Below are 12,421 nucleotides of genomic sequence, written 5' to 3'. Positions count from 1 at the left end.
ATACAAAGGATTAGAGTTAGAAGCCAACATAAATGGCTACGCAACATATGAATTGAAAGCAACGCCATTCAAACCGGAATATGCAGGGCAGTTAAATTTCTATATCAATGTTGTAGATGATAAACTGAGGGGAGAAAATGATAACAAGACCATCGGTCTTTTGCTGTGCAGGGGTAAGGATGAGGTCGTGGCACAATATGCCTTGGCTGGATATGACCAGCCGATAGGTATCAGCGACTATCAATTGAGCAAGGCAGTACCCGAAAATCTGAAATCTGCCCTACCGAGTATAGAAGAAGTGGAAGAAGAACTGACCTTATTCCTTGACAAGGACAAGAACCCATAATATAAAGTATATGGCAGGAAAGATACAGACGATGATTCCCCAATATGGAGAACTCAACAGAATATACAGAGACTATATAGATAATTACGCTTTTTCTTTTAACAGACAGAAATTTATATCGGATTTCTATCAGGAGTATAATGACATGAAATCCTTTGAAGCCGCCATACTTGAACTGGTACTTGACAGGCAAAAAGAACAATACACCTTGATACTCAACAGCCTGAAAACCGAAATTGAAAAGAGCATACAGGCCTATGAAACACGCCCCATAAGTGACAGTGCCGTAGAGCGTGTTTGCCATCAGCATTTGGAAAGATATTCCCTTGAAATTGAAGCCCAGTTGGATGTTACAAGAAGCTTGAGCAAGCCGCTGAATGAAGCCAACAACAGGTATGATTCCATTGGCTACAGGGAACATACAGCCGAAGAAGAAAAGCAGGCAGAGAAAGAATATGAACGCTGCAAGGCTGAATACGACAGGGAAAAAGCCAAACTGAACGAACTCTATGACCTGCAAAAGGCAGCAAGAAAAGAGGCATTCCAATATATGAAGAACCGTTGTGCGGACATATACCGCCAAAGCTGCCTTTTTCTGGATATATTGAAGAAATATATTCCTGACGGGAACCGACAGGACGAGTCGGGCAAACCAGTCAGTCAGCAGGAAACAACAGAGGAACAACACGAATACTTCAGCATGAAATTGCTTTCGCTCATTCATGAGGTATGTGTTGGAGAACAGTTCGAGGAAATTTCCGCACCGGATTTTTATGCCAACATGAACCTGCACCCTTGTAACTGCAAGCTGAAAATCAAACCGAGAGAGAAAATACGTGTATGCTATCTGATATTTTTGATGGGCGAGGAACTCCCCAAACAGGACAGGGACAAATGGAAAGACAGAATACTGAAACTGCTGGATATTGACGACAGCTACTACAAATCCAAATACAAGGAGCCTGTTTCAGATTTCCCCAGTGACAGCAACCAAAATTTCGCCAAGGAAATGGAACATATATTCAGATAATCCGTGATATATCCTGATACTTTACGAAAGTTCCACTTTTACCACTCAAAATAATTTTTGAGTGGTATTTTTATTTTCTGATATTCAATAAGATACAATGATATTCAGTTTGTACCGTCCCCATCCTTACCACTCATAACCCTACCTAATTTTGCATCGTTCGAGAACAGAAATAACAGCCAGTGCGCAGGGCTGATTGTTTAACGACTAAATAGATTGGACGATGACAAATATCCAAGAATTATTATCAAAACCCGTCTGGCAAATGACAGGCGAAGAATTCATATTCCTGAGTAAGCACGCTTCAGGTCAGGCCGAAGCATTGCCGCAACCCGTTACAGACACGGAAAAGAAGTATGTGTACGGAATACTCGGTATAGCCAAACTGTTCGGGTGCAGTCTGCCCACTGCCAACCGCATAAAGAAAAGCGGTAAGATAGACAAGGCGATTACCCAGATAGGGCGCAAGATTATCGTAGATGCGGAATTGGCTCTTGAGCTTGCCGGGAAGAAAACAGGAGGACGGAAATAATGGGAGGTATGCTTATGGACTATATGAAAGAAATAAAGGAGATTTCGGCAGAACAGGCAATAATCCTTTGGCAAGCTTCACGCCTGAGCCTGTCGAAAATCTACGAGAAAGCACCTGAGATTCTAAAAGTGCAAGGTTCGGTCATTGGTACACTGGGCAATTTCAGTGCATCCATCGGCAAAGCCAAGAGTAAAAAGACTTTCAATGTATCGGCTATCGTAGCCGCCGCATTGAAAAACGGTACGGTACTGCGGTATGTGGCAGAACTTCCGGAAGATAAAAGGAAGATTCTTTATGTGGACACAGAACAAAGCCATTATCACTGTCTGAAAGTCATGAAACGTATTTTACGGCTGGCCGGTCTTCCTGATGACAGGGACAATGAACATCTGGAGTTTCTCGCTTTGAGGAAATACACGCCCGAGCAGCGCATCAGGATTGTCGAACAGGCTATCTATAATACACCGGACATAGGGCTTGTAATCATAGACGGCATCCGTGATATGGTATATGACATCAACAGTCCGGGAGAATCGACACGCATCATATCCAAACTGATGCAGTGGACGGATGACAGGCAGATACACATCCATACGATACTCCACCAGAACAAAGGCGATGAAAACGCAAGAGGGCATATCGGTACGGAGCTGAACAACAAGGCGGAAACCGTTCTGCTGGTGGAAAAGGACAAGAGCAACGGGGATATAAGCAATGTTTCAGCCATGCACATCCGTGCAATGGATTTCGAGCCTTTCGCTTTCCGTATCAACGACAATGCATTGCCTGAACTCATAGAGGGGTACAGACCCGAAGCGAAGAAACCGGGAAGACCGGAAGAGGAAAAGTTCGACCCTTACAGGCATATTACCGAACAACAGCACCGCATAGCACTGGAAGCGGCTTTCGGGCTAAAAGAGGAATACGGCTACAAGGATCTGGAAACCGCCTTAGTCAAGGCATATATGTCGGTAGGTGTAAAACTGAACCATCAAAAGGCGGTATCACTTATCATCATGCTCCGGAACAAACGGATGATAGTACAAGAGAACGGCAGGAAATACACGTTCAAGCCGGACTTTCACTATTAGACCGTCTAACTTGTAATCACTTCACTTTATTCGGCAGGTCTATATATTAAGGATAAAGCGAAGCGGTTGCAGAGAATGTAAAACCGCTTCACTTTATTACCGTATCCTATATATACGAAAATAAAGTGAAGTGATTATACAGACCGTACTTCATAAAAAGGTACGGGCGAAAAGAGAAATAAATATTCCAACCCATTATTCAAATACTCATCTTATTATGGATATACAAACAGCAAAACAAATTAGGATAGCGGATTTTCTGTACAGTTTGGGACATTCTCCCGTCAAGCAGCAAGGTATCAACCTGTGGTATAAATCCCCGTTACGGGAAGAGACAGAGCCCTCGTTCAAAGTGAATATCGAGCGCAACCAATGGTATGATTTTGCAATTGGTAAAGGTGGAAATATCATTGCACTGGCACAGGAACTTTACTGTTCCGACTATGTACCTTATCTTCTACAGAAAATCGAGGAACAGACACCACACATACATCCCGTGTCTTTCTCTTTTGGCAAGCAGCCATTTTCCGAACCGAGTTTTCAGGAGTTGGACATTGTACAGTTGACTTCTCCTGCCCTGCTTGCCTATCTACAGGAAAGAGGGATAAACACGGCACTGGCGAAAAGAGAATGTAAAGAAGCCCGTTTCACCCACAACGGCAAACGGTATTTCGCCATTGCCTTTCCAAACATATCTGGAGGTTATGAAATCCGCAACCGATATTTCAAGGGATGTATCGCACCAAAAGAAATATCCCATATCAGACAGTCAGGAAAGCCAAGGAGTGCATGTTACGTTTTTGAGGGATTTATGGATTACCTTTCTTTTCTTACCTTAAGGCTGGAAAATTGTCTGCAATCACCCGACTTCGACAGACAGGATTACATAGTTCTTAATTCCGTAGCCAATGTTCCCAAGGCACTCTATCCGTTGGGAAGCTATGAGCGCATCCACTGTTTCTTTGACAATGACCGTGCAGGAATGGAAGCAATACAGCAAATCAGAAAGGAGTATGATGCTACCCGGTATATACGTGACGCCTCGCAAATCTACAGTGGATGTAAAGATCTGAACGAATATTTACAGAAACGAATAGCCGATAGGAAAGAGCAAGCGCAATCTGTCAAAAAGAGGAATGATACACTATCCAAGAAACCGAAAGGCTTCCGGTTATAGCCCATTAGCCAATGTATGCAAAAGAAGGGAAAATAAAAGCGGAGAAAATCTATATAAATGCTGATTATTAGATGCTTCCGTAAATCAGATGATTTCTGATACATTCCTTAAAAATCACTATTATTCTTCATTTTTGTTACCTAAAACGATACTCATTTGCGGATTATTTCGTACCTTTGCAGGTGAATATAAGACACTGAAGGACAATGGGAAGAAAAAGGAAATCACTGGTGGAGAAATCCCCGTTCAAGTTACGCCGCCGCAAACTGGCAGACGGACGCATGTCCCTGTTCCTCGACCGCAGCGTGGACGGCGGGCACGAGTACGAGTTCCTGCAACTCTACCTCCTGCCCGAAACCTCTTCTACAGCGAAGCGTCAGAACGCGCGCACACTCCGGGATGCGGAAGAAATCTTGCAAGCGAGAACCGAAGCCCTGTTGAATGCAAAAGCCCAAATGGAACTTGCCGGTTCCGGTATGGGGATGCTACTTTCGGACTGGCTTCAAACTTGTTATGACAACCACGAAAAACGGGGTTTAAGAGACATGGGTAGCATCAGCAACGTGAAAAAGGCTTTGCATATGTTCCGTCCTGACACCCGCCTTTCGGATATTGACAGGCAGTTCTGCCTTGACATGATTGACTGGTTCCGCAACACATACAAGCACCGCCTGACAGGGAAGCCCGTCAGCGCGAGAACCGCAGACACCTATTGCCAGACTTTCCGCACCATGCTCAACGAAGCGGTACGCGAAGGACTCATAGACAAGAACCCGTGGAACAGACTTGAGACCATCGAGAAGATAAAGAAGCCGGAAAGCAAGCGTGAATATCTGACTATTGACGAGATACGGAGCATGATTACCACGGACTGCCCCAACGAACTTGTGAAGAGGGCTTATCTGTTCTCCTGTTTTACAGGTCTTCGCATCAGCGATATCAGAAACCTCAAATGGGGTGATGTTTATACCGAGAACGGGCAGACATTCGTTTCGGTCGTGATGAAGAAGACCACCAAGCCGTTATACATTCCCCTGTCAGGACAGGCATTGAAATGGATGCCCGAAAAAGGAGATAGCACCTTTGATGATTATGTGTTCGGCAACCTCGTCAATTACGGTAACGTGAACGAGAACCTGAAAAAGTGGGCGGAGGCGGCAGGAATCAGGAAGCATATCTCCTATCATACAAGCAGGCACTCCTTCGCAACGATGATGCTCACCCTCGGAGCGGACTTGTACACCGTGTCGAAACTGCTGGGACACAGCTCGGTCAAGCACACCCAGATATACGCGAGGATAATCGACCGGAAGAAGGACGAGGCGGTGAACCTTGCGGATTCCGTATTCTGAAATCATAAATCGTAATACCTTATTATATTATTATATATGGCGGCAAACGGCAAAAAGACAAAACTGAAGGAACCGGTGAAGGTGCGCACCAAGAAACTTGCGGACGGTTCCGAGTCATACTATCTTGACATCTATGTGGACGGCAAGAGGCAGTACGAGTTCCTTAAGCTCTACCGCCTTCCCGAAATCAATGCCCGTGTCAAGGAACAGAACAGGGCCACACTGGCGGCTGTGGAGACCATCAAGTCAAAACGGATAATCGAACTGACCAACAACAAGGCCGGACTGAAGAACACATCAGGCAGGTCAAAGATGCTGCTGTCGGACTGGATGCGGACATTCTATGAGGAACAAAAACGCAGAGGTGTGAGAGGCGTGAAACTGTTGGGTACGGTGTCTAACCTTGTTTCTACTTATATAGGAAAGAACAAGGTGCGCATGGGTGACATCGACAAGAACTTCTGTGTTGCCTTCATCCGCTGGCTCCAGTCCGAATACAAGACCACGTGGGGCAATCCGCTGAGTCCGAAAAGCATGTCGGATTATGTCGGCTACTTCAGCACGGCATTGAACGCGGCGGTCAGGGCTGACATCATTCCCGAAAACCCGTTCATGTCGCTTACCCCGACCGAGCGCATCAAGGTGCCGGAGAGCAAGCGTGAGTTCCTTACCGTGGACGAGATAAAGACCCTTATAGCGACGGAATGTCCGAGGGAGGATGTGAAACGTGCTTATCTTTTCGCCTGCTATTGTGGTCTGAGGCTCAGTGACATTTACGCACTCCGCTGGCGTGACTTGTCCAAAGATGGGGAACAGTGGCGCGCGTCTGTCGTGATGCAGAAAACCACGACCCCGATATTCCTTCCCCTTTCCTCGCAGGCGATGAAATGGATTCCTGAACGTGGCGATGCCCCGGATGACGGCAAGGTGTTTGACGGGCTGATTGCCGAACCCAACATAAACAAGGTGCTGGCAAAGTGGGTGAAAGCGGCCGGTATCACCAAGAAAATCACCTACCACACGTCGAGGCACAGCTTCGCAACGATGATGCTGACATTGGGCGCAGACCTTTATACCACGAGCAAGCTGCTCGGCCACTCCAACGTGAAAACGACCCAGATATACGCTAAAATCGTTGACAGCAAGAAGGTTGAAGCTGTCAATCTGGTCGATGGCGTATTTGACTGATATACTGAGTTTCTACCTTATAATACAATTTGTTTAGTGATAAAGTAGCAACTCAGCATACAAATATATGCTGAGATATTACCTTATCTTATAAAATTTCACCGATAAGGTAAAAAGTCAGCATAAAACATTCTTTTTTACGATTAAAAATCAGTACCTTTGCAAAATCAATGGAAAAGTTATGCAAGATAGACTGATATCCCGAAACAGAGAGTGTGAAGAACTGCAGCGGTGCTTGGATTCCGACAGATCTGAGTTTGTAATCGTCAGCGGTCGCCGACGTATCGGCAAGACATATCTTATAGACAAGTTTTTTAACTACAAATATGACTTTACTTTTGTTGGTGAACATAAGACACCGGCAAAGATACAGTTACAGGATTTTATGAGAGCCATAGAACGGCATTCCAAAAAGAAACAGCCGAAAGTAGCCAATTGGTACGAGGCTTTCAATGCGCTCGCCGACTATCTCGAAAAACTTCCAAGCAAACGGAAAAAGGTTGTTTTCATAGATGAAATGCCGTGGATGGACACCCAACGTTCCAATTTTGTCAGTGCATTGGAGAATTTCTGGAACGGATGGGGGAACCGACGTACCGACATAGTGTTCATCGCGACCGGATCGGCAACATCTTGGATGGCTGACAAGATAGGAGGCAATCAGGGCGGATTGCACGCCCGTATCACATGCAACCTGCATCTTTCTCCATTCACCTTGCATGAAACAGAAGAGTATCTGAGGCAAAGAAACTGCCAATGGGACAGATACCAAATACTCCAATGTTATATGATATTTGGCGGAACACCTTTTTATCTGAGCCTACTGAATGTTTCGGACAGTCTTGCACAGAATATAGACCGCCTGATATTCGCGGAAGGCGCACAGCTCCGGGGTGAGTTCGATGAACTCTATACAGCGTTGTTTGCCAAGGCCGACACTTATATTTCAGTCGTTAGACTGTTGTCGGAAAACAAATTAGGTCTGACACGTGAGGACATTCTCCGTATGACCGGCATTGAAGGTGCTTTTCTGAGCAAAATATTGAGAAATCTTGAACGCTGCGATTTTATCACACGGCTGTCCCATTACGGGAACAAAACACGAGACAGTCTGTTCAGACTTACCGACTTTTTTACATTGTTCTATTATAAGTTCATTGAACCCAATAATACAAAAGACGGATTGTGGTGGAGCAATAACCTTGATTCACGAAGTGTGTCAGCATGGATGGGACTAAGTTTTGAGCTTGTTTGCCTGAATCATCATAGGCAAATTAAAACTGCATTGGGCATCGCCGGAGTTGGAACTGCCATTTCTACATGGCGAAGCAAGGCTGACAAAGGCGATGGTATACCCGGCTTTCAGATAGACATGATTATTGAACGTGCAGACCGCATAATTCATTTGTGTGAAATGAAGTTTAGTACAGATCTATACGGTATTACAACAAGTTATGAGATGAAACTCCGTGAACGTATGGGTTTGTTCCGTATGGCGACAAAAAACAAGAAAACACTAGTAAACACATTTGTCACAACCTACGGCGTGGCCAATGCTAAAAACAAAAGTATAGTTCACAGCGAGGTGACAATGGATGACCTTTTCAATTCCTGATGATTATGATGATACAACAGATAACACAACGGCTGCAAGAGGTAAATAACTTGCTTGCCACTTGTAAGCAGGACAGCATCACCTTTGAACAGGCTTTGCTGCTATCCCTGTTCTACAAGGATTTCAATGAGACAAACCAAATAGTGACAGAGGCGGCTGCGATGTTCCATGACGATGCGGAACAGTTGAACGAGATTTCCTTTTCCCTTTTTTCGAAGGCAGAAAAATTCCTGTCATTAGATAATTTAGGATTGCAGTCCGTGGATTTTGAGGGCATCTTCAATGACCACTTAAAACCCTATGAGGCAAAGTATGAGGAAGCGAAAGATATTTCCACCGGACTGTGGCGCGAGTATTCGGCAATGAGCAACCGGCTGGATTTCCTGCCGCTCGACTCTGAGGATTACAAGTCGCTTGACCCTTTGTGCGATGCAAAGAAAGCGGAATACGACACAGCCCACGCGCGTGTGAACCTTTTATATAATGAGTTACAGCAGGAGCGTGACCGAACTTTCTGCGTGTATTGTTTCAAGCCGGTGTTCCTTTCCGTGCTGGTCGAGAGACTGAAAGGCATTTCGGGAAGCATCATCAGCGACATTAGACGGATGAAGGGGGACGCGCATGAGTGACGGCATCCTGTTCAAAGACACATCCGCATGGATGGACACCGTTGACCTTGCCTTGTGCCTGTTCATCTACGAGGTCTGCAACGACTGCCAGTTCGGACATCTTTCCGGCTCCGACTTCGTGAACTTCATGAACCTGAAGCCGACGGTGCAGCCTGTCACCGTGCGTCCGAAAGAGAACCTGCGCATCTGCTACATGGTGTTGTCCGTATCGCAGACCGTCAAGCCGCGTGAGCGTGGAAAACAGTGGGCGGAAGATTTCCTGCAACGTTGCGGAATATCCAAGTCATATTACGACAAGCACCGCAACGATGTGTGCGCGCAAGGCGCGACAAGAGAGAACCGGGAATACCGCAAATCCATCGACAATGCCATCGAAAAAGCCCGGCAACTGAACCGTACCCCATAACAGCCCGCCGGTTCCCCATCTGACATAACACAAGAAGATTACGGCAATGCGCCATACCGCTGAATACCAGTAGTATGGCGCATTGCTGTCTTATGCACTTTCCCCATTCGGGCCACATTGCGCCACTTCAAGTCCAAAGTAACTTTGCAAGCGAAACATAAGGCATAAAACAGCAGAAACGCAAGGTGTTATGCTGAATGGCAACAGGAATAAAAACAAATTGAAAGCGATATGGAAACAGAAAGAAACCTACTCACCACCACCGAGGCTGCAAAGTACCTCGGACTCAAGCCGAGCTATCTCTACAAACTGATGATGCGCCGTGCAATCCCTTATTACAAGCCCAACGGCAAACTGTGTTTCTTCTCGAAGGCAGACCTTGACACATGGCTGACAAACATCCGTGTCAAGTCACAGGCGGAAATTGACAGCGATGCCGCGCAGTATCTTGTAAACCGCTGTACGGACAAGTAACGAACATTCAAATGAAATTCAAACATCAATCAAGCAGTATTCAAAAACCATTTAAACCATTTCAGTATGAACAATGAAAACAATGTGTCGCAGGTGAACAGCAATGTTTCCGCGCAAAAGGACAACAGCGGAAAAAACAATGGCAGACAGCCCCGCGCAAGAGGCGAACTCAAGGCGGAGTTCGCCCATGTACTTGCATTCCTCAACTCTTGTACACTTTATCAGGCGGACGCCGTACGTGTCATGGTAAGCCATGCCACGGGCAACGGCAAGTATGAGGACATCGATCCGGCTGACAGGCTGGCAGTAAACCGGTTCCTGAACCACGGCATGAACAAGACCAACACCCTGACGGCAGACGCTGTGATGTCGTTCCGTGTCGGACGGTCGGAAGTCCTCCTTAATACCGTCACGCAATTCTGCAACCAGGCACAGGCACTCAAGGCGACCGTTGCGCTGATGCGTATCACCACCGATGCCGAAGCTGTGAAGACAGCCTTCGACAGACTTCCCGACGACAACAAGTAATCCGGGTAAGGTGCGACCTACAGGCGGCTGTCATACCTCTTATAATATAGGCGAAACAGCCTAAAACAGCGATGGGATAATGCCAAAGGCAGGGCAGAAAAGGAAGAAAAAGGAGGGAAGGAAGATGAGTGGTGTTTCAAGATATGCCGCTGCATTACATTTCCTGACGGTCATTCCACGCACGGCTCTCTTGCCGTTGTCCCGCAGTCCAACGGAGAACGCCGCTCGCAGGCTCGCACCGGTACCTTTTGTAGAATCATCAATTACCGCTTATGAAAACTGAACAGAAATTACCCGGCAACACGGAACCGGTTGAAACCAAAGACAGAATAACCGATGCCGCCGTGAATGCAGAAGACACGGAAAACAAAAAGAAGAAAGTCAAGGAGAAACGTGATTCGACAATCTCGTTCCGTGTCAGCAAGTCGCAACGGGAGAAAATCACAAGCATTGCCAATGAGTGCGGCATGAGCCTCAGTGACTATGTGCTTTCCCGCGCATACGGATACGAGCCGAAAGTACGGCTGACACCGGAACAGGAGGCAGTCCGCGAGCAGCTTGTCATCGCACGCAGCGACTATGCGAAATACACCTCGATGCTTAACGCAATGTCACAGGACGAGCGCAGGGCGATGTTCCGTAACCAGCCGTGGATGATAGGCGCGCTACGGCTTCTCGGCAAGACCGCTGACATGATTACGAGGCTCATCAAGAAACATTTCGCCCCGAACCGCATACCGGCGGTGAAAAACATGACGGTACAACAAGAAACAGTAGCAGAAACAGACAAGGAGGAGGCACCGACATGATAGGCAAGGCAAAATCCATAAACCACGGAATAAATGATATCCGATACATATCCGGTGAGTCGAGAAACAAGAAACACCCGGAACTGATATATCATGTCAAGGACAACCTGCTTCCGTGCGGACTTGACGCGCAAGGCGTATGGGACATGATGAAAGCCCACGCGCCGATGAAGAATAATGTTATCCGCATTGAAATCAGTCCGGCGAAAGAACATACAAAGGACTTCACCATGCAGGACTGGCAGCAGTTGTGGGATGATTTTGTCCGGGAGTATGACAAAATAGAGATGGCGGATGAAGACGGCAAAGTGTATTCCCACAAGACAAACCTCGCGGACAGCATCTACACGGTGTGGCTGCATCTTGAATCCGACAGCCGGATTCCCCACCTCCATGCCGCCGTGTGCCGAAAGGACAGGAACGGCAGGACGAACAACGACCACAAGATACATATCCGCGCGCATGATGCGGCGCAGGCTGTTGCCGTCCAGCGTGGATGGATAACCGCGAAGGAAATCCACAAGGCAAACGCCGTCAAGGTTGCCGAAGACCTTATGGACATTCTGAAGGCAATGCCGTCATGGTCTTGGGATGATTATGTAGCAAGGGTGCGGGCAAATGGGTACACACTTGTGGAACGGCCGGACGACAAAGGCGGCATAAAGGGTTATGTGGTCGGAAAGGGCAAAGCCAAATTCAAGGCATCCGAACTTGGCAAGGGGCGCAAACTCATGGCATCGAAGATTGAACAGACCTGGCAGAAACTTCACGACCAGTCCGAAACAAAGACTGTGCAGCCTGTCGGTAAAATCGTGCCAAAGACGGATGTACCTGTTGTTCCAGTCGCCGCAAAGCCTGTTGCAAAGCCACTGCAACTTTCCAGCGAACCTGTCGCAGACTATTCGTCATGGCATGAGAACACTTCCCGATACGAGCTGCCGCACGACGGCAAGACCTCCCTGTTCTATATTCCCGATGATGTCATGCAGGTGTTCAACGATGAGTTCGACTATCGCGAGACGGCGAACTGGAAAGAACTCACCGATATGGCGGTAGCCTTGTTCGTGGGATTGACGGCAGTTGGCTCCGTTTCAACGGGAGGCGGTGGAGGCGGTTCACACAATGATGACAACTGGCGTGACAAAAAAGACGAGGACGAGATTGAACGCGCCCGCAGATGCGCCCGTGCAGCGGCGGCACATTTTGGCAAGGAAACGAAATCAGGACGCAGAAGATAAAGAATA

14 protein-coding genes are annotated in these 12,421 nt (G+C 47.0%); all 14 read left to right on the top strand.

The window, feature by feature from the left end; all coding sequences use genetic code 11:
• A partial coding sequence (locus QYT14_RS17425; RefSeq protein ID WP_289826449.1) for a PDDEXK nuclease domain-containing protein occupies positions 1-346 on the top strand: 346 nt, incomplete at its 5' end.
• 10 nt (positions 347-356) lie between these two features.
• Complete coding sequence (locus QYT14_RS17420) at positions 357-1,376, top strand: hypothetical protein (protein ID WP_289307102.1); 1,020 nt, start codon at positions 357-359, stop codon at positions 1,374-1,376.
• A gap of 223 nt (positions 1,377-1,599) precedes the next feature.
• Positions 1,600-1,908, top strand: a complete 309-nt coding sequence (locus QYT14_RS17415; protein ID WP_007842330.1) for a DUF3853 family protein — start codon at positions 1,600-1,602, stop codon at positions 1,906-1,908.
• Positions 1,909-1,922: 14 nt separating this feature from the next.
• On the top strand, positions 1,923-2,999 hold the full coding sequence (locus tag QYT14_RS17410) for an AAA family ATPase (RefSeq protein WP_032596724.1): 1,077 nt from the start codon (positions 1,923-1,925) through the stop codon (positions 2,997-2,999).
• A 217-nt stretch (positions 3,000-3,216) separates the two neighbouring features.
• Positions 3,217-4,176 (top strand): toprim domain-containing protein, encoded by a 960-nt coding sequence (locus tag QYT14_RS17405; protein ID WP_229537707.1) that lies wholly within the window; start codon positions 3,217-3,219, stop codon positions 4,174-4,176.
• A gap of 206 nt (positions 4,177-4,382) precedes the next feature.
• The gene (locus QYT14_RS17400) at positions 4,383-5,528 is read left to right on the top strand and encodes a site-specific integrase (RefSeq protein ID WP_135472740.1); all 1,146 of its coding nucleotides are present in this window, start codon (positions 4,383-4,385) and stop codon (positions 5,526-5,528) included.
• Between the two features lie 36 nt (positions 5,529-5,564).
• Positions 5,565-6,716, top strand: coding sequence for a site-specific integrase (locus QYT14_RS17395; RefSeq protein WP_135472741.1), 1,152 nt, complete (start codon positions 5,565-5,567; stop codon positions 6,714-6,716).
• 181 nt (positions 6,717-6,897) lie between these two features.
• Complete coding sequence (locus QYT14_RS17390) at positions 6,898-8,331, top strand: ATP-binding protein (RefSeq protein WP_135472742.1); 1,434 nt, start codon at positions 6,898-6,900, stop codon at positions 8,329-8,331.
• A 5-nt stretch (positions 8,332-8,336) separates the two neighbouring features.
• Positions 8,337-8,960, top strand: a complete 624-nt coding sequence (locus QYT14_RS17385) for a hypothetical protein (RefSeq protein WP_135472743.1) — start codon at positions 8,337-8,339, stop codon at positions 8,958-8,960.
• Positions 8,953-9,366, top strand: a complete 414-nt coding sequence (locus QYT14_RS17380; RefSeq protein ID WP_135472744.1) for a hypothetical protein — start codon at positions 8,953-8,955, stop codon at positions 9,364-9,366. Before QYT14_RS17385 ends, QYT14_RS17380 begins: the two co-directional genes overlap by 8 nt.
• A gap of 231 nt (positions 9,367-9,597) precedes the next feature.
• Positions 9,598-9,840, top strand: a complete 243-nt coding sequence (locus QYT14_RS17375) for a helix-turn-helix domain-containing protein (protein ID WP_135472745.1) — start codon at positions 9,598-9,600, stop codon at positions 9,838-9,840.
• A gap of 66 nt (positions 9,841-9,906) precedes the next feature.
• Entirely contained in the window at positions 9,907-10,368 is a 462-nt protein-coding gene (locus QYT14_RS17370; protein ID WP_135472746.1) for a hypothetical protein, read from the top strand.
• Positions 10,369-10,640: 272 nt separating this feature from the next.
• The gene (locus QYT14_RS17365; RefSeq protein WP_135472747.1) at positions 10,641-11,177 is read left to right on the top strand and encodes a metalloproteinase; all 537 of its coding nucleotides are present in this window, start codon (positions 10,641-10,643) and stop codon (positions 11,175-11,177) included.
• The gene (locus QYT14_RS17360; RefSeq protein ID WP_135472748.1) at positions 11,174-12,415 is read left to right on the top strand and encodes a relaxase; all 1,242 of its coding nucleotides are present in this window, start codon (positions 11,174-11,176) and stop codon (positions 12,413-12,415) included. The genes QYT14_RS17365 and QYT14_RS17360 overlap by 4 nt, the downstream gene beginning before the upstream one ends.
• The last annotated feature ends 6 nt before the right edge of the window (positions 12,416-12,421 follow it).

This window comes from uncultured Phocaeicola sp., from assembly GCF_948499155.1.
Classification (GTDB): domain Bacteria; phylum Bacteroidota; class Bacteroidia; order Bacteroidales; family Bacteroidaceae; genus Phocaeicola; species Phocaeicola faecalis.
Note: the sequence above shows the minus strand (reverse complement) of the source record. Positions and strands in the feature narration are given on the sequence as shown.

Excerpts from the sequence above, each read along its gene's own strand:
- QYT14_RS17420 (WP_289307102.1), top strand. The coding sequence starts at position 357 with ATGGCAGGAAAGATACAGACGATGATTCCCCAATATGGAGAACTCAAC.
- QYT14_RS17415 (WP_007842330.1), top strand. The coding sequence starts at position 1,600 with ATGACAAATATCCAAGAATTATTATCAAAACCCGTCTGGCAAATGACA.
- QYT14_RS17410 (WP_032596724.1), top strand. The coding sequence starts at position 1,923 with ATGGACTATATGAAAGAAATAAAGGAGATTTCGGCAGAACAGGCAATA.
- QYT14_RS17405 (WP_229537707.1), top strand. The coding sequence starts at position 3,217 with ATGGATATACAAACAGCAAAACAAATTAGGATAGCGGATTTTCTGTAC.
- QYT14_RS17400 (WP_135472740.1), top strand. The coding sequence starts at position 4,383 with ATGGGAAGAAAAAGGAAATCACTGGTGGAGAAATCCCCGTTCAAGTTA.
- QYT14_RS17395 (WP_135472741.1), top strand. The coding sequence starts at position 5,565 with ATGGCGGCAAACGGCAAAAAGACAAAACTGAAGGAACCGGTGAAGGTG.
- QYT14_RS17390 (WP_135472742.1), top strand. The coding sequence starts at position 6,898 with ATGCAAGATAGACTGATATCCCGAAACAGAGAGTGTGAAGAACTGCAG.
- QYT14_RS17385 (WP_135472743.1), top strand. The coding sequence starts at position 8,337 with ATGATGATACAACAGATAACACAACGGCTGCAAGAGGTAAATAACTTG.
- QYT14_RS17380 (WP_135472744.1), top strand. The coding sequence starts at position 8,953 with ATGAGTGACGGCATCCTGTTCAAAGACACATCCGCATGGATGGACACC.
- QYT14_RS17375 (WP_135472745.1), top strand. The coding sequence starts at position 9,598 with ATGGAAACAGAAAGAAACCTACTCACCACCACCGAGGCTGCAAAGTAC.
- QYT14_RS17370 (WP_135472746.1), top strand. The coding sequence starts at position 9,907 with ATGAACAATGAAAACAATGTGTCGCAGGTGAACAGCAATGTTTCCGCG.
- QYT14_RS17365 (WP_135472747.1), top strand. The coding sequence starts at position 10,641 with ATGAAAACTGAACAGAAATTACCCGGCAACACGGAACCGGTTGAAACC.
- QYT14_RS17360 (WP_135472748.1), top strand. The coding sequence starts at position 11,174 with ATGATAGGCAAGGCAAAATCCATAAACCACGGAATAAATGATATCCGA.